Consider the following 19,239-nt stretch of genomic DNA (forward strand, 5'->3'; position numbering starts at 1 on the left):
GTCGTTTCTGACCCCTGTTTGAATCCATTGGCCGGTTTGTGGCGTATTCAACGACAGCAAACCCCCGCAATCCCGTGGGAGCCGACCAATCCCAGAGAATGGGCGCCATGAGCACCCTCCACCCAGATCGTGAACTGATGGACCTCCTCGACCGCATTGCCGCGCAGGATGACTCTGCGCTCAAAAGGCTGTACGAGCGCACCTCGTCGCAGCTTTTTGGCCTGGCCCTGCGCATTGTCCGCAACCGCGATGCAGCGGAGGATGTGCTGCAGGAGGCCTTCTTGACCATCTGGCGCGGCGCGGGCAGCTACCGTGCATCGCTGAGCCCGCCCATGGCCTGGATGGGCCTGATTGTGCGCAGCAGGGCGCTGGATGCCCTGCGCAAGCGCACCAGCGACCGGGCCGGCCTGATGAATGATCTGGACGACGAGATGGCGCAGACATTGGAAGGCGATGCGCCCAACCCCATGGACGCTGCCGACGCCAGCGAGCAGGCCTTTGCGCTGCACCACTGCCTGGGCAAGCTCGACCACAAGCAACGCGAGGTAGTGAGCCTGGCTTACCTGCGCGACCACAGCCATGGTGAGCTGGCCGAACAACTCAGGCTGCCGCTGGGCACTGTCAAAACCTGGATCCGCCGGGGCCTGGAACAGTTGCGCACCTGCATGGCGCGTTTTGCGTGAGGCGGCGATGAACATCACCCAACACCCCGAACTGCTCGACCGCCTGGCCGCCAGCTACGCCCTGGGCACCCTGCGCGGTGGCGCCCGCCGCCGTTTTGAAACCCTGGCCCGTGAACACGCCACGGTGCGCGCCGCCGCCCTGGTGTGGCAGACCCGCTGGTCCGGCCTGACCGAGTTGCAGCCCGCCATCAACCCTGCACCCGCTGTGTGGGCGCGCATCGACAACCTGGTGCAGGCCGACAAGGCTGCAGCGGCCATGCAGGCTGCCCGTGAGCCCCAAGCCGCTGCGGCCACAGGCGGCTGGTGGCGCAACCTGCTGGTGTGGCGCGGCGCTGCGGCGGCGGGCGCCATGGCCACGCTGGCGGCCGTTGTGGTGGGCGTGCAGGTCAACGGCGGCCTGCGTGCCACCACCGGCGCGCAGATGGCAGCGCTGCAGCAGCAACTGCAGGCCACACCACAGATCCAATACGTGGCCGTGCTGGCCGACGACAAGGCCACTGCGTCGATGCTCGTCACCTTTGACCCCAAGAACAACCAGCTGGTGTTGCAGCGCGTGGGCGGCTTTCAGGAGGGCGCCGACAAGTCGCTGCAGCTGTGGGCGCTGCCGCCCGCTGGCGGCCCCCGTTCATTGGGGGTGCTGGGGCAGGACAAACTGCTCAAGCTGGCCGCAGGCGAGGCCGATGTGCGCCAGGTGCCAGCGTTGGCCATCAGCCTGGAGCCCAAGGGCGGCGTGCCCAGCGAGACCGGGCCTACTGGGCCGGTGCTGTTCAAGGGCGAGCTGATCCAGCGCATGTTGTGAGCGGCTGAGCGCCCGTGTGTCTGAGCGACGGGGTGCGGCAGCCCGTCACAAAATTTTGAGATTCGTGAATCCGGTTTGCATTGGTGGCCGTATGTAAGTTGCAACAGCTTCTTGCCCCTTGTTTCTTACCCGGAGACCGCGATGACACACAGCCCCCCTTTCACCCTGCTGGCTTCTGCCGCAGCGCTGGCCCTTGCCACCGCCAGCCTGGCCCACGCTGACACCGGCAAGCTGCTGCTTACCGGCGGCGTCAGCACCATTGCCGGATCGGCCGGTGGTGGGCTCACCCCCTGGGCGGTGATCGGCAGCAACGCCACCGAGGGCGAGGTGGGTGTCAGCGCCTACGCCACCCGCGCCGCCACGCAGGACTACGGCCTGAACGGCTACGGCGTTGCCGTGGGCCTGCACGACCGTGTGGAGCTGTCGCTGGCGCGGCAGGACTTTGATGCCTCGCCCGCCATTGCGCTCAACGGCATTGCGCCGTTTGGTGTCACGCCGGGCCAGCACATCCAGATGGATGTGGTGGGCATCAAGGTCAAGGTGGCGGGTGACGCGGTGCTGAACACCGACAGCTGGATGCCGCAGATTGCGGTGGGGGTGGAGCACAAGCGCGTGCACCCCGACTCCATCGGGTCGGTGCTGGATTTTTTGGGTACCAAAACCAGCGGCACCGATGTGTACGTGAGCGCTACCAAGCTGCTGCTGGCGCAAAGCCTGCTGGTGAACGGCACGCTGCGCTACACCAACGCTAACCAGAACGGCCTGCTGGGTTTTGGCTCTGCCGCACCCGGCAAAAACAGCCGCAGTCTGCAGCCTGAGTTTTCGGTGGCATACCTCATCAGCAAGAACCTGGCGGTGGGGGCCGAATACCGCTTCAAGCCCAACAACCTGCAGGCGCTGGGTGCAGCGGCGGGCCTGGGCACAGCGTTGCGCGAGGACGACTGGAAGGACATCTTTGTGGCCTGGGCGCCCAGCAAGAACCTGTCGCTGACGCTGGCCTATGTGGATATGGGCCGGGTCGTGCCCGGCATCACCAACAACCGCCGCCAGACCGGTTACTACCTGTCGGCCCAAGTCGCTTTTTGAGGAGATTGTCATGATGCACCCCAAAACCCTCAACGCCCAGGTCGTCGCCCTGGCCATCGCCCTGAGCGGCTTGCTGGCCCAGCCAGCGTTTTCCCAGACTGGCGCCGTCATGACCACGGCTCCGGCAGGCCTGTACCAGGCCCTGGGCGAAAAGCCTGGCATCACCCGCCTGGTGGACGATTTTGTGAACCGTGTGGTCAAGGACCCGCGCATCGGCAGCCACTTCAAGGACACCAAGCCCGCCGCCCTGAAGGAGAGCCTGACCGACCAGTTTTGCCAATTGAGTGGCGGCCCTTGCAAATATGAAGGCGCTGACATGAAATCGGCCCATGCCGACATGGACATCAACAAGGGCCATTTCAACGCCCTGGTGGAGGTGCTGCAAAGCGCCATGGATGCCCAGGGCATACCGTTCGCTCAACAAAACCGCCTGCTGGCCTTGTTGGCGCCCATGCACCGTGATGTGATCACCCAACGCTAAAACGATGAAAAACGCTATTATTATCATAGCTGTTAGCGCAATATTCACGAGCGCTACAGCCGGAAACGTTCAGATCCAGGTGCTGGACCGCGAGGGCAAGCCCGTGCCCGACGCCGTGGTGGTGGTGTACCCCGGCGCCACGGCGGGCACTGCGCCCAGCCTGCTGCAGGCCAGCCCCACCATCGAACAAGAGCGCATGCGTTTTGTGCCCGCCGTTACGGTGGTGATGCCCGGCACCACCGTGCGGTTCACCAACCAGGACCGGTGGGACCACCATGTGCGCGGCAATCCTGCGGGCGCGGCCGTTGCGGCTGCCCCTGCTGCGGCCAGTTACAACTTCGAGCTGCGCCTGGCCGGAAAGACCGACGGTAAGCCTGCCAACTTTGCCGAGGTGAAACTCGATACTCCCGGCGTGGTGCTGCTGGGCTGCCACCTGCACGGTTCCATGCGCGGCCACGTGTTTGTGACCGATTCGGCCTGGACGCTCAAGACCGACAACGATGGCCTTGCCCGTTTTGCCAGCGTGCCCGATGGCGCCGCGCAGGTGCGCGTGTGGCACGCCGAGCAACTGGTGGACCTGCCGCTCAAGGCGCTGAATGTGGTTCCCGGCCCGGTGCTCGATACCGTGCAGCTCAGCGTGGTGCCACGGGTGCGGAGGGCTCCTCCTGCTCCGCCTGCGGGCCCTACCAACAGCCCCGGCGGACCCATGGGGTCGTACAGCCTGGCGCCCGTTTCGCCTCACCACATACATTTGCACCCTGGTAGCTGACCCGCCACCACAGCGGGTGGTCCACTGGGTGGCAGGTCAGCGGGGCAACCATCTTTTGGAGCCGAGGGCGCTCTGTCTTCTTTGCGCCTGAGCATTTGTGGACGATCTTCTGCGAGGCCGTCTACAGGCGCTGAGATCAACCGGGTAGCTTGAGCCCACCGGGCCCTGAAGGCAGTGTGTTGGCGCTGCTTTTTTGTCCGCTGGGCGCTGTGCTGCCTACGTCCTGCTTCACGCTGCCAGGGGGTGCGTTCAGGTACAGGTACAGCGCCTGCGCATCCACATCGCTGAGCTGCCCAAGCGACTCGAAGGGCATCACCTGAATGGGCGTACCGTCCGGCCGCTTGCCCGTGCGCAGCATGGCCACAAAACTCGCGGCATTGGGGTAGCGTGCCAGGGCGCTGTCGGCACTGTGGGTGCCGGGGCGGATGTCTGCAGCCGCAGGCCAGTCGGGCGGGCCGCCGGGGATCTTGCCGCCCGACAGGTTGGCGCCGTGGCAGCCGATGCACATGTTGGCCACGTACTGGCCGTTGGCCAGCGTCACGCCTGCAGGGGTCGGACGCAAGGGGGCCAGTTGGTGGTCGATGCGAGAGGCTGCATCGGGGATCGCCCCCAGCCCATAGAGCACCCAGGCGGGGTGGGGCAGCTCGATGACGGCGGGCGTGCCCTCCTTGGCGGGGAACTGGCGCACGTACGACACCAGAGCGTTCAGGTCGTCGTTGGTAAAGCGGTTGTAGTCCTCGCTGGGCATCACCAATACCGGCCGGCCATTGGGCTTGACGCCGTGGCGGATCACGCTGTTCCAGTCTTCAGGCTGGTAGCGCGCCACCACCCCGGCGGGCGTGATATTGGGGCCCGCCAGGCGCGTGCCCTTGCCATCGTTGACGAACTCGCGGCCCGTGCCTTGTGCGCCATGGCAGTCGGTGCAGCCGCGCGACGCATACAGATAGCGCCCGCGTTCGATAGTCTGCGCATCGGTGGTGTAGGCCACGGGGCGGGGCTTGATGTCGATGTATCGGTTGCGTTTTTGCTCGGCCAGGTACAGGCCGCTGGCGGCTGTGGCGACAACGATCACGCCCAGCAGCAACGCACTGCCTGCGGTCCATTTGATCCAGCGTTTCATGGTGGTATCCCTCTTCTTCGATTGGTGACGGACTGGCCGAACGAATCAGCGTGCCCAGGCGCCGGATTCTGAAGTCGAAGAAGGGGTTTGTGACACCCCACCACCGCAGGGTGAGGCAGGGCCGGTGACATTTGTCACAAACGGCCCGTTGGTGTGAGGGGGCGTGGCCCGCCCACACCCTCTCAGCATCTTCTCAGCGCTCGATGGTCTTGTTCCAGCGCGCGTTCCAGGCGGGGCGGTTCGCGTTCACGCTGTCCCAGTCCAGCGTCACGGCGTTCTTCATCCATTGGTTGATCTTGGCCACCTGCTCGGCCCCTTCGCCCACGGCAGGCGCCTTGGGGTTGGTGGGGATCTGCGCGCCAAACTGCAGCACATTGGCCTGGGCCAGGGGGCTCAGCAGAAATTCGGCCAGTTTTTGCGCCAGCTCGGGCTCGCTGTTCTTGGCGATCACACACTGGCCTGTCATCAGTACCACCGAGCCTTCCTTGGGCTGGGCGTATTCCACCGGAATGCCCTTGGATTTGAGTGCAGCCACGGCCGTGGGCGTGAGCGGGAAGATCGCAGCCTCGCCCGTTTGCACCATCTCCGAAATCTTGGCCGAGCTGGGGATGTACTCCAGCACATTCGGGCCGATGGTCTTGGCCCAGTTGGCAAAGCCGGGTTCCACGTTCTTGTCGTTGCCGCCCTGGATGCGGTTGAACATCAAGAAGCCGTGCAGCCCGAACGATGAGGAGGGCATGGACTGGAACACCACCTTGCCCTTGTACTTGGGGTCGGCAAAGTCCATCCACGAGGTGGGCGCGGCCCAGCCCTTTTCGGCAAACATCTTGGTGTTGTAGGCGATGCCCGTCATACCCACGCTGACTCCGCTGGCCAGGTCGTCCTTGAAGCGGGCGGCGGGGTAGATGTCGTTCAGATGCTGGTTGGGCTTTTGCTTTTCGCACAGGCCCATGCCCATGGCGCGCACCATGATGCCGTCGTCCAGAAACATCACGTGCATCTGGGGCTTGTCCTTGTTGGCCTGGGCCTTCGCCAGGATGTCCGAGGACGTGCCGGGCACCACCACCACTTTCACACCATGCAGCTTTTCAAACGCCGGGAACACGTACTGCGTATACGCCTTCTCCATGGTGCCGCCGTTCATGCCGATGTACAGCGTCTTGGTCTGCGCGGTGGCAGTGCCTGTGGCGGCCACGGCGGTCAGTGCAGCGGCCGTCACAAGGGCGCGGCGGGTGCGGCTGGCAAAGCGGGGGGAGAAGGTCATGGTGGTTTCCTTTCTGGTGGGGAGGGGAGTTTTTTCGGTGGCAAACGGAGTCAGTGGGCAGCGGCAGTGCTGGCCACGTCAGCCACCGTCGTTGGGAGAAATCGCTCAATCGCAAAGGCATCAATCGGCGTGGTGCTGCGGCCATCGCGTACCAGTTCTGCCAGCACCTCGCCCACACCGGGGCCGATCTGAAAGCCCGCACCGGCAAAACCAAAGCCATGGATCAGGCCGGGCGTGGTGTGGCTCTTGCCCAGCACCGGCTGGCGGTCAGGCAGATAGCCTTCGGTGCCGCTCCAGGTGCGAATGAAATGCGCATTCTTGAGGGCGGGCAACAGCTCTACGGCCTGCACTGCCAAGGTAGCGATGGCGCTGCGCTCGGAGCGGGCGCGGTCGGCATCCAGCGCCACACCTGCGCCACCACCCAGAACCAGATTGCCACGCGCTACCTGTCGGCAGTAGATGCCGCCGCCTTCCACACCCAGGCTCCAGTGCATGAAAAAGGGCAGGGGCTCTGTCACGGCCATGGCCGGATGGCCGGAATGGATAGGCACAGCCTCGCCAAACTGCGCGGCCAGCGCACCGGCCCAGGCACCAGCGCAGTTGATGAGCACGGGTGCACGCACCGCCACGGTGGTGCCCGAGCGCACGGTGAACCGCTGGCCGTCGTGCTCCACCGAGGTCATCGGTGTGCGCTCCAGAATCTGCGCGCCCGCGCGTCGTGCTGCCAGTGCGAATGCGGGCGACACTAGGCGCGGGTTGGCCTGGCCGTCGTCGGGGCACAGCGACCCACCCACGGCGTGCCCGCCCAGCCATGGGCAGCGCTCGCGCAGCGTGGTGCCCGAGATGAGTTGAATGCCCAGGTCGAAGTCTCTGCTCAGGTTGGCGTAGCCTTCCAGCGCGGCCATGTCCGCCTCGCTGCGGCCAATCTTGAAGTGCCCGCTGCGCTGGTATTCCCCATCGGTGCCAATCAGCGCGGGCAGGTCGGCCCACACCTGGTGGGCGCGCTGCGCCAGCGGCAGCTGGCTCACCGGGCGGCCCTGGCGGCGCACGCCGCCATAGTTCACGCCGCTGGAGCGCGAGCCGCACAGGTCACGTTCCAGCAGCACCACGGCCACGCCTTTGCGGCGCAGTGCCAGCGCGGCCGATGCGCCCATGATGCCGCCGCCCACAATGGCGACGTCGGTGTCAATCGTTGGGGTGGCGGTCATGCGCGGGCCTCCGCCTGGCGTTGCAGGTGGATGGGAATCGGCTTGATCGGCGCCTGTCCGCGCAGCCGTCCTACCGTGTCAATCGGCTTGCCTGTGGCGTGGGCCAGAATTTCTGCAGCGGCCACACCGCACATGCGGCCTTGGCAGCGGCCCATGCCCACGCGGGTCAGGGCTTTAAGACGGTTCATCTCGTCTGCGCCCGCATCGCGGGCACAGGCGCGCAGCTCGCCGGCCGTGATGTTCTCGCAGCGGCACACCACCAGCGCGTCGGGGGCGTGCGTTGCCCAGTCTGAAGGGAAGGGGAAGGCGCGCTCCAGCCCTTGGCGGAAGGGCATCAAGTCCGCGAGCTTGCGTTCCAGCTCTGCAGCGCGTGCGGTATCCACCTTCACGCCATGGTCTGCCAGCAGCGCCAGCGCAGCGCGCTCACCCGCCCATTCGGCCGCATCGGCGCCCATGATGCCCGCGCCATCCCCCGCCAGGTACACGCCTGCCACGCTGGTGCGCCCTGCGCTGTCGCGCTCGGGCAGGTGGGCGCGGTGCATGGGCGCCCAGGCAAAGCGGCAGCTCAGCAGGTCTGCCAGTTGGGTTTCGGACCGCAGTGCGTAGCCAAAGCCAACGGCATCGCAGGGCACGGTGTGCTCGGCCTGGCCGTCACTCCACACCACGGCATTCACCCGCGTTTCGCCCTCCACGCGCAAAGGCCGCACGCCGGTGTGCACCGCTACGCCATGCGCGCGCAGCCAGCCCACGTAGTACATCCCTTTGGCCAGCACGGCAGGCTGGGTGAGCATGCCGGGCAGCGCGGCCAGTTGGTCGGCAAAGCGGGCGGTGTCTAGCACTGCAGCCACCTTCACGCCCGCCTTGGCACCCGCCTTGGCATATTGGTACGCCACCAGGTACAGCAGCGGCCCGGTGCCCATCAGCACCACGTTGCGGCCGATGGTGCAGCCCTGAAACTTCAGCGCCACTTGTGCTCCACCCAGCGTGTACACCCCTGGAAGTGTCCAGCCCGGCACGGGCAGCACGCGGTCAGTCGCACCACTGGCCACGATAAGCTGGCCGTAGGGCACCGTGCGCGTGGTCTGCGTGGGGCCGTGCAGCACATCGAGCTGGCCACCCTGGGCGTTCCACACCAGGCTGTCGGGTTGATAGTCGATGTGGGCGGCCAAGCCATCCAGCGTGCTGTGCAATGCCGTGGCGCGTGATGCTTCGGTGCCGTACAGCGTTTGCGGGCTGCGGGCAAAGTGGGCGGGCGGGCGGCGGTAGATCTGCCCGCCGCCGCGCGCGGCCTCGTCTATCACCATGGGCCGCACGCCATGCGCCACCAGGGTTTGCGCCGCACGGATGCCCGCAGGGCCTGCGCCCACGATCACGGGTTGCAAGGTGGGGGCGGTCATGCGGCCCCTCCGGTAGTCAGCTGCATGCCCGCCTGGATGAAGGTGGCGCAAGACCGTAGGCGTTCGCCGGTAGCCGTCATCACCCAGCAGTCCTGGCACGCGCCCATCAGGCAAAAGCCTGCACGCGGCTCGTGGCTGAACTCGTTGCGGCGCAACTGGGCGCGGTGGGTGAGGATGGCGGTCAGCACCGTGTCGCCTTCGAGCGCAGCGGCGGGTTCGCCATCGAGCACGAAGGGCACGGGTGTGCGGTCTTTTTCGGCCACGCGGTGGAGCAGAGGTTGGCTGGAACTCATGGTTGCGGTGCTCATTTATTTCCGGCCGACCAGAACGCGATCGAGTCCATACACCCGGTCGAGAATCACCATCGCGCAGGCCGTCAGGGCCACCATCAGTGCCGACACCGCAGCCATCAGCGGGTCAATCGACTCGGTGGCGTACATGTACATGCGCACCGGCAGCGTCACCGTGCTGGGCGAGGTGACAAAGATCGACATCGTCACTTCGTCAAAGCTGTTGATGAAGGCCAGCAACCAGCCGCCCGTCACGCCGGGCAGGATCATCGGCAGCGTGATGCGCGTGAACACCGTGGCCTGGCTGGCGCCCAGCGACAGGGCGGCGTACTCGGCGCTGCGGTCAAAGCCCACCAGCGCCGCCACCACCAGCCGCAGCGTGTAGGGCGTGACGATGAGCGCATGCGCAAACACCAGCCAGCCAAAGCTGCCGGTGCCGCCCAGCAGCGCAAACAGCCGCAGCAGGGCCACGCCCAGCACCAGATGCGGAATGATGAGCGGCGACAGAAACAGGCCGTTGAGAAAGCCGCGCCCCGCAAACTCGTAGCGCGTGATGGCAATGCCCGCAGGCACGGCCAGCACCGTGGCCAGCGTGGCCGAGGCCAGCGCCAGCCACAGGCTGTTCCAGAACGACTGCACAAAGTCCGAATGCTCGAACACCGCCTTGAACCAGCGCAGCGAGAACTCGGTGGTGGGCAGCGTCAGCGTGTTGTGCGGCGTGAACGCCACGATGCACACCACCAGCAGCGGCGCGAGCATGAAGGTAATGACCAGCGCGTTGAACGCGAGGGCCAAAGGTCCGTTCTTCTGCATAACTTCAGCCCAACGCTTTCTTGTACCGGCCCTCAACCAGCCGGTTGTAGCTCAGCATCACCACCAGGTTGGCCACCAGCAGCGTCAGCGCAATCGCTGCGCCCAGGGGCCAGTTCAGCTCGTGCAGGTATTCGTCGTACACCACCGTGGCCACCATCTTCAGGCGCCGCCCCCCCAGCAGGCCGGGGATGGCAAACGAGCTGGCCGCAAGGCCAAACACGATGAGGCTGCCGGACAGGATGCCGGGCAGCACCTGCGGCAACACAATGCGCCGCAGCGTGGTGAAGGGCGTGGCCTGCAGTGAAAGGGCGGCGTTTTCCACACCGGGGTCTAGCTTCTGCAGCGAAGTCCACACGGGGATCACCATGAAGGGCAGCATCACATGCACCAGGGCGATGACCACCGCGATCTCGGTGTAGAGCATCTTCACCGGGCCGATGCCAACGAGTTGCAGCGCGCCATTCACCAGCCCCTCGGGGCCCAGCAACATGCTCCAGCCAAAGGCGCGCACCACCACCGACACCAGCAGCGGTGCCAGCACCACCAGCAGCAGGATGGAACGCCAAGGGTTGCCCATGCGGCTCAGGATGTAGGCCTCGGGTGCGCCAATCAGCACGCAGATCAGCGTGACCAGCCCCGCGATCCAGAACGTGCGCCAGAAGATCGTGTGGTAGTACGAATCGGTGAACACATGGGCGTAGTGCTCCAGCGTGAACTCGCCCGCCTTCACTCCCGTGGCCGGGTCGAACGCGTTGAACGACAGCACGGCCGTGAGTGCCAGCGGCACCAGCAGCAGCACCGTGAACAGCAGCAGCGCCGGGCCGGACAGCCACCAGGGCGCGGCCTTTTTGTGCAGCAAGGTGGTGGCCAGGCTCATGGCGCCACCTCGGCGGCGGTGTTTTCGGCCTCCAGCTCGGCCAGGGCGGTCTCATCGGCGGGCAGCAGGCGCATGCAGTGGTCAGGCCAGTCCACGCCCATGCGCTCGCCCTCGGCCAGCGCGGGGCGGCCGTCGTTGGGCGCCAGCACCATCAGGTCGCCCACGGGCGTGCCGATGCGATACAGCCACTGGCTACCCAGAAAGAAACGCTCGCACACCTGGCCATCCATCCGGCCTTGCACGGCAGGCACCAGTTGCACTTTTTCAGGCCGCACGCTCAGCAGCACGGCGGCGCCGGGGCGGTAGCGGGCACCATCCACCTCCATCGTGAGGGCGCCCACCTTCACCTGCGTGTGCATGCCACTTGCATGCGTTACCTGACCGGGCAGCAGGTTGGCCTTGCCCACAAAGGTGGAGATGAAGCGGGTGCGCGGGTGCTCGTATACGCGATGCGGGTGGTCGATTTGCGTGGCGCGGCCCGCCTCCATCACCACCACGCGGTCGCTGATGGACATGGCCTCGCTCTGGTCGTGCGTGACCATGATGGTGGTGGTGCCCACCTTGCGCTGAATCTGCCGCAGCTCAAACTGCATCTCTTCGCGCAGCTTGGCGTCCAGGTTGGACAGGGGCTCGTCCAGCAACAGCACCGGCGGCTCGATCACCAGCGCGCGCGCCAGTGCCACCCGCTGGCGCTGTCCGCCCGACAACTCACGCGGGTAGCGCGTGGCGTGCGCCTCCAGGTGCACCAGTGCCAGCGCCTGGGCCACGCGCTCGGCGCGCTCAGCCTTGGGCACCTTGCGCATCTCCAGCCCAAAGCTCACATTGGCCGCCACCGTCATGTGCGGGAAGAGGGCATAGCTCTGGAACACGATGCCCAGCCCGCGCGTGTTGGCCTTGGCGTGCGTGATGTCCTTGCCATCGAGCTCAATGCGCCCGCTGGTCACCGCCTCAAACCCCGCCACCATCTGCAGCGTGGTCGTCTTGCCGCAGCCCGAGGGGCCCAGCAGCGACACAAATTCACCCTTTTGCACCGTGAGGTTCATGGCCTGCACCGCGCAGGTGCTGCCGTAGAACTTGGTCACATCCGTGAGCTTGAGAAACGACATGGCGAAAGCCTTTCCGGTGGTGGCATCGCACGGGTTGCCTGGGGGCGGTGCGTGCCACCTGCTGTGGAGTTGCATGGAGGGGCTGCGGGCCTTTGGGGTGTTTGCACCGGGGTGGTGCAGGCACTGCACAAAGATTGAAGCAGCCGCTTGTTTCAATTGAATCTATTGCAATAAACAAACCAGAACGCTTCGGGTATTCCACTAAACGGAAGTTTTATTGAATTTATTCCGTTCAATGAAATATGATGCCTTCAGTTTGAACAAGCAATTCCACAGGAGCGAGGTATGGAAGCAGCATCAACCGCACCCATCGCTTCAGGCGGCGTACCCCGGGTGTTTGCCGTCATCCGGGCCCTGTCGGCCGTACAGGTCGAGGGCGGGCGAGTCACCCAATTGGCGCGTGCCGTGGGCCTGACGCAGGGCACCACGCACCGTTTGCTGCAATCGCTGGTGGCAGAGGGCATGGTCGAGCAGGACGAGCGCAGCAAGCTCTACCGCCTGAGCATGGACTTCTTCGCATTGGCTGCGAAAGCTGGCAACCCCGGCGACCTGCGCAGCCTGTGCCGCCCCGCATTACTGCGCCTGTGCGCCAGCCTGGGCGACAGCATCTTTCTCTTGGTGCGCAGCGGGTTCGATGCCGTGTGCCTGGACCGCAGCGAGGGCCCGTTCCCCATCCGCTCGTTCACCGGCGACATCGGCGGCCGCGTGGCCCTGGGCGTGGGGCAGGGCGCGTTGGCCATCCTGGCGTTTTTGCCCGAAGCCGAGCGAGAAGAGGTCATCCGCTTCAACCTGTCGCGCGTGCGGGAGTACGGCGTGTTTGACGAGGTGTACCTGCGCACCGAAATCGAGCGAGTGCGCCAACTGGGTTATGCGGGGCGCAATACTGGGTTGCTGGAAGGCATGGCTGGCGTGGCCGTGCCCATCCTGGACCGCGAAGGCCGTGCTGTGGCTGCGCTGAGTGTGGGCACGATCTCGGCCCGTCTCAACGACGACCGCCTGCCGACGGTGGTGGAGCTGCTCAAGCGCGAGGCTGCGGCGATTGGGCCGAAGATCAATCCGTTTGATGTGACGTTGAGAAGGCCGGCGCAAAGCCTGGGGGGCTCGACCCCGGAGCAGCGGGTAGTGCCTGGTGTAGACCGAGGGAGTGTTGTAGATCCCCTGGGTTGAGGGGCTGGCGTGGCGAAGTGAGATTCACGCGCGGCTCAGACCATCCGCACCGTCCGCACCACCAGCAAGTCCTGATCGCAGGCCCGTGTAGCACCCGTATGGCCCACAAAGTAGTTTTCCAGCGCAATGGTGGGCCGCACCGCTATAGTCCGCGTTCCCCCTGGCGGGTTGCGTGCCGACGATGTGCGCGGAGATCATCGACTCGCCACTTCTTCGAGAAAAAGAACGAACACCATGGGCCTCCAACAAACCACCCCCGACTACCTTGATCAATGCCGCTCCGCACAGCGTGCCGAGCAAGAGCAATCTCTGGCCAGCACAGACAACTGGGCCCATGTGGACAAACTCCAGGTGCATGCCGACTTTGATGCCGTCTACCAAGAGCTGGCGCCGCTGATCGATGCCAATGTCCCGGAGTCCGAGGCGATCCAGGCCCTGATGGAAAAACACTTTGCCATCGTTGCGCGTTTCTACGTGCCATCGCGCGATGCTTATGTGGGCACTGTGCTGTTCTATGCCGACAACGCCGACATGAAGGCGTTTCACAATGCCTACCACCCACGCATGGTGGAGTTTCTGGGCGACGCCGCGTACACCTACGCGCTGCAGAACCTGCAATAGCGCTCTTTGGCTGCCCATGCAACCACACACCAATTCCTCGCGGCCCCTCACCAGTGCCCTTGAACCTTTTCTGTCTGTGTGTGGCGCGCTGGCCGAAGCGCTGAAGGACGACGCGTTCTACCAAGCAGTCACCATCGACCACGCCGCCGACCCCGCCCTGCGCCACCGCGTGCTGGCCCACTACTTTGAGCTGGCGCTAGACGAAGCCCGTGCGGTGGGTGAGGTGCATCTGGCCGGTGATGACGGCGCGGCCCTGTGGCTCACCCCCGAGGCCCCGGCAAGCGACCGCGCCCTGCACGGCGAGCGCCGCACCCAGGCGCTGTCGTGCCTGCTCGGCCCCCTCGGGTTCGGCAACTACCAGCACATCGGCGCCGCCATGGAGGCACAGGTGCCCGCCGACCTGCACGGCGCCTGGTACCTCTCCATCCTGGGCGTGCGCCCCGCAGCGCAGGGCCAGGGACTGGCGCAGCGGCTGCTGCAGCCAACGCTGGCCCGCGCAGACCAGGCGTGCGCCACCTGCTACCTGGAAACCTTCAACCCCCTCAGCCTGTCGTTCTACCGGCGCCTGGGTTTTGTGCTCGCAGTCGAATGTGTGGAGACCGTCTCTGGCCGCCCATACTGGCTGATGGCGCGCGAGGCCGCGTATCTACCGCCCTGACGCTTGCCTACCGGGGTCAGAACACTGCCAGCGCCCGAGCCACCTGCGCGTGCGCATCGCTGTCAATCACTTGGTTGTGGGCCATCACCACCCGTGTGAACGGCCAGCGCAACACGCGCTCTGCACTGCGGGCTGCCGCTGCGCGGTCGCGCACCAGAGCGCGCACTGTAAGCGGCACCGCTAGCTTGCGCCGTACCCCCGTCAGCGTGGCGTAGGCCCGCGTGGGCCAGGGCAGATCGCCCGCCATCCACTGCAGCAGGTCCGTCACGATGAGCGTGGCCGACGGCCGGTGAAACCACACCGACTCATTGCCCGCCGGAATCCCTTCAAACGCGAGGTGCTCCAGGTCCGGCAGCCATTCAGTCACATCCCCCGCAGGCAATTCGCGCAGCCTGGCGGCAAGGTCCGGCCGCTTGTGTGCCAGCCCTTGGGGACCATACACCACAGCATCCGGGAAGGCGGCTGCACAAGGTGCCAGAAACAAATGGTGCATCTTGTTCGGTGCCACGACGAAGGCTACTGTGCCGAGGCCTTGCATTTGTCTCCATAGTTCGCTGTCTGGCGGCATGGGAACGGGCGAGTGGACGAGGAGCTTGCGCCCTGGCAGGCGCACCACCGTCATGCGGGTGGTGATGGGAAGACCGTTGGCCTTGAAGGCGTGGGTGGCGTGCCAGAGGTGGGTATCGATGGATTCAAGTTGCATGGCGCGGGATGGTGCACGGGCCTGAGGGCGGGGTCTTGAACGAAGTCGACATGGGGCGGGGTTCTGATTTGGGCCCGAAGGCGACGGTGAGCTTTGCTTCGCAAAGCGGTCAGAACGACCGGTTTATCCTGCGGGTTGCTAGAACAAAATCATCATAGATTTCAATGCCAAAACGCCGCGTCAAAAGAGTCAGCTGGGAGGTCGAGAGCGAGCGTCTTTTGATAACACCGTCTATGCAGCGGCGTATGAGGAAGGCGCGTTTGGCGAAGGCTACCGATTCGTTCTCCAAGTGGGAAAAGGCAACTACTCAACAAGAAGCCTTCTATGCGGTCGCTGCTGCTGCTTTTGGTGCCTACGACCTGGAAAATTTTTCTGAAGCAGAGGCTATCGCGCATAGGGCTATTCAGCTTGCTTCATTGTTTGAAGAGAACTGGAACGTCGGAAATGCACTGTTTGCGGGCCACACGGTTCTTGGTCTCCTTGCATTGCGTCGAGGCGATGTTGAGCTAGCGATCCAAGAACTCGACACTTCTGCGAAGAACCGGGGCTCGCCGCAACTAGGATCATTTGGCCCAACGATGCGCCTAGCCAAAGAATTGGTAGAGCTAGGAAAAACAGAGGAAGTAATTGCATTCCTCCATCAATGCCTAGCTTTCTGGAAGATAGGCAGCCCGTGGGTCGAAGTTTGGGAGAAGAAGATTCGGCGTGGGCTGGTGCCTAATTTCTTCATGAACCTCCATACGTAGAACGCCAGTGGCTCAGCTTGTTGCAAGCTGTTTGCCTTCGAAGTTGAGCGTCTGTTTCACTTGGCTGTCGTGGGCTGCTCCTGGCCGAATTCTGCCCCATGGCGAGGGACGCTAGCGGGCCCATTCCGGACGTCAGTCGATAGTGATCAGTACCAGCTTGCTTGGTTAACTGCCACTTCTTTGAATAGCACCCAAGGACAATTGACCGCAAAGGCCCTCAGCATTTGTTTCGCTTCGCTGCGAGATGTGTCCTTCACGTCATCGGCCCGAATCAATGCCGCTTGCAGCGCGTGATTCCACTCCCTCTCGTTGCCTCTAAGGCCAACCACGAGAGCGACTATCTCTCGCGGCGTAGCGCGCTCTGGAATTGAGCAATCTGCAACGTGATTGCGAACAAACTCCGCCAAGTCGCTCACGTAATCCGTGCCAGCCCAGGCGAGCAACTCGCCCTCCGAAAACGCTGCAAGTTGATGGAACCATTCGACTTGATCATCTCGTGAGATAGGCAGGCCTGTACCGCGCTGATTCATGTGATGCTTCTAAGAGGATGGTTGAACGATAGCTCTTGGCCGATAGCTGCCGCGCAAGCTCCCGATACGGGCATGAAATATCAGGTGTTTTGCGCCAATTTTGATAGCTATCGTCACTTTGCAATATGGGGTTGCAGGTCATTTTGATCGCTGCCTCATCCGCTTGCGATGTGCGGCGGCCACCCATTACGCGCACTCAGTCCTCACCCTTGCCGCTGCCCCGCACACTCCCCCACGACCCAATCCCTGAACGCTTTCACCAACGGCGTCTGCGCCCGCGCCTCCGGGTACACGAGGTAATACGCATCGGTGCTGGTCAGCACCTGGTCTGACAGCTCCACCAGGCTCCCTGCCGCCAGCTCCTGCTCAATCAAAAAGCGCGGCAGTAGCGCCGCCCCCAGGTGCGACACGGCCGCCTGCGCAATCATGGCGAAGTGTTCTGACTGCGGGCCGCGCAGGGCCAGGGCCGTGGGCGCGCCCACCAGCTCAAACCATTCGGCCCATTGGGTGGGGCGGGTGCTTTGCTGCAGCAGCACCACGCGCGTGAGGTCTTGCGGCGTGTGGATGTTGTTGCGGTCGCGGTAAGCGGGGCTGCACACGGGCACGGTTTCTTCGTGCATCAGGTATTCGCACACGGCGCCTGCCCAGTGCGGCGTGCCGAAGTGGATGGCGGCGTCAAACGGTGTGCCCGCAAAGTCAAACGGCTCGGTGCGGGCCGAGAAGTTGACCATGGCCTCGGGGTGCAGCGCCATGAAGCCGCCCAGGCGCGGGATGAGCCAGCGGGTGCCCAGCGTGGGCAGCACGGCCAGGTTGAGCAGGCCGTCGGTGCTGGAGAACGCCATGGCTTTTTGCGTGCTGGCTGACAGCTGCTGCAGCACGTTTTGCACGTCGGCCGCGTAGACCCGGCCCGCGTCGGTCAGCACCACGCGCTGGCGCACGCGGTGGAAGAGGGCGGTGCCGATTTGCTCTTCCAACTGGCGGATCTGGCGCGACACCGCACTTTGGGTGAGGTGCAGCTCTTCGGCCGCGCGCGACACGCTCTGGTGACGGGCGGCGGCCTCAAACGCCAGCAGGTCGGCAGTGGAGGGCAGGAAGGTGCGGCGCAGCAGGGTCATGTGGAGTGATGGCGAGGATCATGCGCAGGGGGAATGAGCGGCGTGTGCGGCCTGTGCACTGTTTTGGGTTGTAGCGCTTATGGGGTAAGCGCTAGCAGCTCTGCAATTTTCAAGCACTTCATGCTGATTTGTGATCAAGTAGTTCCATTTTTTTGCTATCCAGCACCCTGAGATTGGCGGATATTGGCGCATGAGTTGCGTAGGTTCTCTTGCGCCGATCTGTTTTCTGCACCTCCCTTACCTTTGCGAGCCGCCATGTCTGTCACCCCTGCTGCCACTCCCCTCGTGCCCGAAGTCGATCAACTGCTGCAACGCCTGGGCGTGCCCCGCGCGGCCTACACGGGCGGCACACTGGCTGCGCGCTCGCCCATCACGGGCGAGGTGCTGGCCCAGGTGCCACAGCAAAGCGCGGCCGACGCCACCGCTGCCATTGGCCGTGCGCATGCGGCCTTTTTGGCGTGGCGCAATGTGCCCGCACCGCGCCGGGGCGAGCTGGTGCGCCTGTTGGGCGAAGAGCTGCGCGCCGCCAAGGCCGACCTGGGCTTGCTGGTGACCATCGAGGCGGGCAAGATCCCGTCCGAAGGTCTGGGCGAGGTGCAGGAGATGATCGACATCTGCGACTTTGCCGTGGGCCTGTCGCGCCAGCTGTACGGCCTGACGATTGCCACCGAGCGCCCCGGCCACCGCATGATGGAAACCTGGCACCCGCTGGGCGTGTGTGGCGTGATCTCGGCCTTCAACTTCCCCGTGGCCGTGTGGTCGTGGAACGCCGCGCTGGCGCTGGTGTGCGGTGATTCGGTGGTGTGGAAGCCTTCGGAAAAGACCCCGCTCACCGCCCTGGCCACGCATGCGATTGCGCAGCGCGCCATCGCACGCTTTGGCAGCGACGCACCCGAAGGCCTGCTGGAGCTGATCGTGGGCCAGCGCGACATTGGCGAGGTGCTGGTGGATGACGCCCGCGTGCCCGTGCTCTCGGCCACCGGCTCCACCGCCATGGGCCGCGCCGTGGGCCCGCGCCTGGCAGCGCGGTTTGCGCGCGGCATCCTGGAGCTGGGCGGCAACAACGCGGCCATCGTGGCACCCACGGCCGACCTGAATCTGGCCCTGCGCGGCATTGCGTTTGCCGCTATGGGCACGGCGGGCCAGCGCTGCACCACGCTGCGCCGTCTGTTTGTGCACGAAAGCATTTACGACCAACTGGTGCCCCAGCTCGCCAAGGTGTACGCCAACGTGCAGGTGGGCGACCCGCGCACGCCCGGCACGCTGGTGGGTCCGCTGATCGACCGTATGGCCTTTGACGGCATGCAAAAGGCGCTGGAGCAAAGCCGCGCGCTGGGTGCCACGGTGCACGGCGGCGGCCGTGTGGAGGGCGTGGGCGGTGCCGATGCGTACTACGTGCGCCCCGCGCTGGTGGAACTGCAAAAACACGAAGGCCCCGCGCTGCACGAAACCTTTGCGCCCATCCTGTATGTGGTGCGCTACAGCACGCTGGATGAAGCCATCGCCATGAACAACGCCGTGGGCGCGGGCCTGTCGTCGTCCATCTTCACGCTCAATGTGCGCGAGGCTGAACAGTTCATGTCGGCAGCAGGCTCGGACTGCGGCATTGCCAACGTGAACATTGGCCCCAGCGGCGCCGAGATTGGCGGCGCATTTGGCGGCGAGAAGGAAACGGGCGGTGGCCGCGAAGCGGGCTCGGACAGTTGGAAGGCCTACATGCGCCGGGCGACCAACACCATCAACTACTCCACCGCACTGCCGCTGGCGCAGGGCGTGACGTTTGACGTGTAACCCACGCGCTGGTTG

The 19,239-nt window shown here is 64.9% G+C and carries 21 protein-coding genes; 10 read left to right on the top strand and 11 right to left on the bottom strand.

The window, feature by feature from the left end; genetic code table 11:
* The first annotated feature begins 107 nt into the window (after positions 1-107).
* From OIN59_RS06560 to OIN59_RS06580, 5 genes are all read left to right on the top strand, one after another.
* Positions 108-683 carry an RNA polymerase sigma factor gene (locus OIN59_RS06560; protein ID WP_274108335.1) on the top strand — a complete coding sequence of 192 codons (576 nt, stop codon included), beginning with the start codon at positions 108-110 and terminating at the stop codon, positions 681-683.
* Positions 684-690: 7 nt separating this feature from the next.
* Entirely contained in the window at positions 691-1,482 is a 792-nt protein-coding gene (locus tag OIN59_RS06565) for an anti-sigma factor (RefSeq protein ID WP_274108337.1), read from the top strand.
* Positions 1,483-1,623: 141 nt separating this feature from the next.
* The gene (locus OIN59_RS06570) at positions 1,624-2,568 is read left to right on the top strand and encodes a DUF3034 family protein (RefSeq protein ID WP_274108339.1); all 945 of its coding nucleotides are present in this window, start codon (positions 1,624-1,626) and stop codon (positions 2,566-2,568) included.
* Positions 2,569-2,578: 10 nt separating this feature from the next.
* Positions 2,579-3,049 carry a group I truncated hemoglobin gene (locus OIN59_RS06575; protein ID WP_274108340.1) on the top strand — a complete coding sequence of 157 codons (471 nt, stop codon included), beginning with the start codon at positions 2,579-2,581 and terminating at the stop codon, positions 3,047-3,049.
* A gap of 79 nt (positions 3,050-3,128) precedes the next feature.
* Positions 3,129-3,818, top strand: coding sequence for a cupredoxin domain-containing protein (locus tag OIN59_RS06580; protein WP_274108342.1), 690 nt, complete (start codon positions 3,129-3,131; stop codon positions 3,816-3,818).
* A 136-nt stretch (positions 3,819-3,954) separates the two neighbouring features.
* On the opposite strand, the gene OIN59_RS06585 is transcribed toward OIN59_RS06580, so the two are convergent.
* The 8 genes from OIN59_RS06585 to OIN59_RS06620 form a co-directional block, all read right to left on the bottom strand.
* Positions 3,955-4,938: a c-type cytochrome gene (locus OIN59_RS06585; RefSeq protein ID WP_274108344.1), complete on the bottom strand. Its 984-nt coding sequence runs from the start codon at positions 4,936-4,938 to the stop codon at positions 3,955-3,957.
* A gap of 193 nt (positions 4,939-5,131) precedes the next feature.
* The gene (locus OIN59_RS06590; protein ID WP_274108346.1) at positions 5,132-6,202 is read right to left on the bottom strand and encodes an ABC transporter substrate-binding protein; all 1,071 of its coding nucleotides are present in this window, start codon (positions 6,200-6,202) and stop codon (positions 5,132-5,134) included.
* Between the two features lie 50 nt (positions 6,203-6,252).
* Positions 6,253-7,410 (bottom strand): NAD(P)/FAD-dependent oxidoreductase, encoded by a 1,158-nt coding sequence (locus OIN59_RS06595; RefSeq protein WP_274108348.1) that lies wholly within the window; start codon positions 7,408-7,410, stop codon positions 6,253-6,255.
* Positions 7,407-8,807, bottom strand: coding sequence for an FAD/NAD(P)-dependent oxidoreductase (locus tag OIN59_RS06600; protein WP_274108350.1), 1,401 nt, complete (start codon positions 8,805-8,807; stop codon positions 7,407-7,409). The genes OIN59_RS06595 and OIN59_RS06600 overlap by 4 nt, the downstream gene beginning before the upstream one ends.
* On the bottom strand, positions 8,804-9,100 hold the full coding sequence (locus OIN59_RS06605; protein WP_228896682.1) for a (2Fe-2S)-binding protein: 297 nt from the start codon (positions 9,098-9,100) through the stop codon (positions 8,804-8,806). The genes OIN59_RS06600 and OIN59_RS06605 overlap by 4 nt, the downstream gene beginning before the upstream one ends.
* Before the next feature lie 15 nt (positions 9,101-9,115).
* Positions 9,116-9,910, bottom strand: coding sequence for an ABC transporter permease (locus OIN59_RS06610; RefSeq protein ID WP_274108353.1), 795 nt, complete (start codon positions 9,908-9,910; stop codon positions 9,116-9,118).
* Between the two features lie 4 nt (positions 9,911-9,914).
* Positions 9,915-10,787 (bottom strand): ABC transporter permease, encoded by an 873-nt coding sequence (locus tag OIN59_RS06615; RefSeq protein WP_274108355.1) that lies wholly within the window; start codon positions 10,785-10,787, stop codon positions 9,915-9,917.
* Complete coding sequence (locus OIN59_RS06620; RefSeq protein WP_274108357.1) at positions 10,784-11,893, bottom strand: ABC transporter ATP-binding protein; 1,110 nt, start codon at positions 11,891-11,893, stop codon at positions 10,784-10,786. The genes OIN59_RS06615 and OIN59_RS06620 overlap by 4 nt, the downstream gene beginning before the upstream one ends.
* 285 nt (positions 11,894-12,178) lie before the next feature.
* On the opposite strand from OIN59_RS06620, the gene OIN59_RS06625 reads away from it, so the two are divergent.
* The 3 genes from OIN59_RS06625 (at position 12,179) to OIN59_RS06635 (ending at position 14,339) form a co-directional block, all read left to right on the top strand.
* Entirely contained in the window at positions 12,179-13,060 is an 882-nt protein-coding gene (locus OIN59_RS06625; RefSeq protein WP_274108359.1) for an IclR family transcriptional regulator, read from the top strand.
* 234 nt (positions 13,061-13,294) lie between these two features.
* Positions 13,295-13,681: a TipAS antibiotic-recognition domain-containing protein gene (locus OIN59_RS06630; RefSeq protein WP_274108361.1), complete on the top strand. Its 387-nt coding sequence runs from the start codon at positions 13,295-13,297 to the stop codon at positions 13,679-13,681.
* 16 nt (positions 13,682-13,697) lie between these two features.
* On the top strand, positions 13,698-14,339 hold the full coding sequence (locus OIN59_RS06635; RefSeq protein WP_274108363.1) for a GNAT family N-acetyltransferase: 642 nt from the start codon (positions 13,698-13,700) through the stop codon (positions 14,337-14,339).
* Between the two features lie 16 nt (positions 14,340-14,355).
* Here OIN59_RS06635 and OIN59_RS06640 read toward each other — a convergent pair whose 3' ends face one another.
* A complete protein-coding gene (locus OIN59_RS06640) occupies positions 14,356-15,042 on the bottom strand; it encodes a DUF4336 domain-containing protein (RefSeq protein WP_274108365.1) in 687 nt (228 codons plus the stop codon).
* A 260-nt stretch (positions 15,043-15,302) separates the two neighbouring features.
* Between OIN59_RS06640 and OIN59_RS06645 the strand changes: the two genes are divergently transcribed.
* Positions 15,303-15,788: a hypothetical protein gene (locus OIN59_RS06645; protein ID WP_274108367.1), complete on the top strand. Its 486-nt coding sequence runs from the start codon at positions 15,303-15,305 to the stop codon at positions 15,786-15,788.
* A 146-nt stretch (positions 15,789-15,934) separates the two neighbouring features.
* Here the strand turns inward: OIN59_RS06645 and OIN59_RS06650 are convergent, their stop codons facing one another.
* Entirely contained in the window at positions 15,935-16,318 is a 384-nt protein-coding gene (locus tag OIN59_RS06650) for a hypothetical protein (protein ID WP_274108369.1), read from the bottom strand.
* Positions 16,319-16,521: 203 nt separating this feature from the next.
* On the bottom strand, positions 16,522-17,433 hold the full coding sequence (locus OIN59_RS06655) for a LysR family transcriptional regulator (RefSeq protein ID WP_274108371.1): 912 nt from the start codon (positions 17,431-17,433) through the stop codon (positions 16,522-16,524).
* A 255-nt stretch (positions 17,434-17,688) separates the two neighbouring features.
* On the opposite strand from OIN59_RS06655, the gene amaB reads away from it, so the two are divergent.
* On the top strand, positions 17,689-19,224 hold the full coding sequence (gene amaB, locus OIN59_RS06660; RefSeq protein ID WP_274108372.1) for an L-piperidine-6-carboxylate dehydrogenase: 1,536 nt from the start codon (positions 17,689-17,691) through the stop codon (positions 19,222-19,224).
* Positions 19,225-19,239 lie beyond the last annotated feature (15 nt).

It is taken from the genome of Acidovorax benzenivorans, from assembly GCF_028680575.1.
Lineage (GTDB): Bacteria > Pseudomonadota > Gammaproteobacteria > Burkholderiales > Burkholderiaceae_C > Acidovorax > Acidovorax benzenivorans.

Coding starts and splice junctions, on each gene's coding strand:
- OIN59_RS06560 (WP_274108335.1), top strand. CDS start 108: ATGAGCACCCTCCACCCAGATCGTGAACTGATGGACCTCCTCGACCGC.
- OIN59_RS06565 (WP_274108337.1), top strand. CDS start 691: ATGAACATCACCCAACACCCCGAACTGCTCGACCGCCTGGCCGCCAGC.
- OIN59_RS06570 (WP_274108339.1), top strand. CDS start 1,624: ATGACACACAGCCCCCCTTTCACCCTGCTGGCTTCTGCCGCAGCGCTG.
- OIN59_RS06575 (WP_274108340.1), top strand. CDS start 2,579: ATGATGCACCCCAAAACCCTCAACGCCCAGGTCGTCGCCCTGGCCATC.
- OIN59_RS06585 (WP_274108344.1), bottom strand. CDS start 4,938: ATGAAACGCTGGATCAAATGGACCGCAGGCAGTGCGTTGCTGCTGGGC.
- OIN59_RS06590 (WP_274108346.1), bottom strand. CDS start 6,202: ATGACCTTCTCCCCCCGCTTTGCCAGCCGCACCCGCCGCGCCCTTGTG.
- OIN59_RS06595 (WP_274108348.1), bottom strand. CDS start 7,410: ATGACCGCCACCCCAACGATTGACACCGACGTCGCCATTGTGGGCGGC.
- OIN59_RS06600 (WP_274108350.1), bottom strand. CDS start 8,807: ATGACCGCCCCCACCTTGCAACCCGTGATCGTGGGCGCAGGCCCTGCG.
- OIN59_RS06605 (WP_228896682.1), bottom strand. CDS start 9,100: ATGAGTTCCAGCCAACCTCTGCTCCACCGCGTGGCCGAAAAAGACCGC.
- OIN59_RS06610 (WP_274108353.1), bottom strand. CDS start 9,910: ATGCAGAAGAACGGACCTTTGGCCCTCGCGTTCAACGCGCTGGTCATT.
- OIN59_RS06615 (WP_274108355.1), bottom strand. CDS start 10,787: ATGAGCCTGGCCACCACCTTGCTGCACAAAAAGGCCGCGCCCTGGTGG.
- OIN59_RS06620 (WP_274108357.1), bottom strand. CDS start 11,893: ATGTCGTTTCTCAAGCTCACGGATGTGACCAAGTTCTACGGCAGCACC.
- OIN59_RS06625 (WP_274108359.1), top strand. CDS start 12,179: ATGGAAGCAGCATCAACCGCACCCATCGCTTCAGGCGGCGTACCCCGG.
- OIN59_RS06630 (WP_274108361.1), top strand. CDS start 13,295: ATGGGCCTCCAACAAACCACCCCCGACTACCTTGATCAATGCCGCTCC.
- OIN59_RS06635 (WP_274108363.1), top strand. CDS start 13,698: ATGCAACCACACACCAATTCCTCGCGGCCCCTCACCAGTGCCCTTGAA.
- OIN59_RS06640 (WP_274108365.1), bottom strand. CDS start 15,042: ATGCAACTTGAATCCATCGATACCCACCTCTGGCACGCCACCCACGCC.
- OIN59_RS06650 (WP_274108369.1), bottom strand. CDS start 16,318: ATGAATCAGCGCGGTACAGGCCTGCCTATCTCACGAGATGATCAAGTC.
- OIN59_RS06655 (WP_274108371.1), bottom strand. CDS start 17,433: ATGACCCTGCTGCGCCGCACCTTCCTGCCCTCCACTGCCGACCTGCTG.
- amaB (WP_274108372.1), top strand. CDS start 17,689: ATGTCTGTCACCCCTGCTGCCACTCCCCTCGTGCCCGAAGTCGATCAA.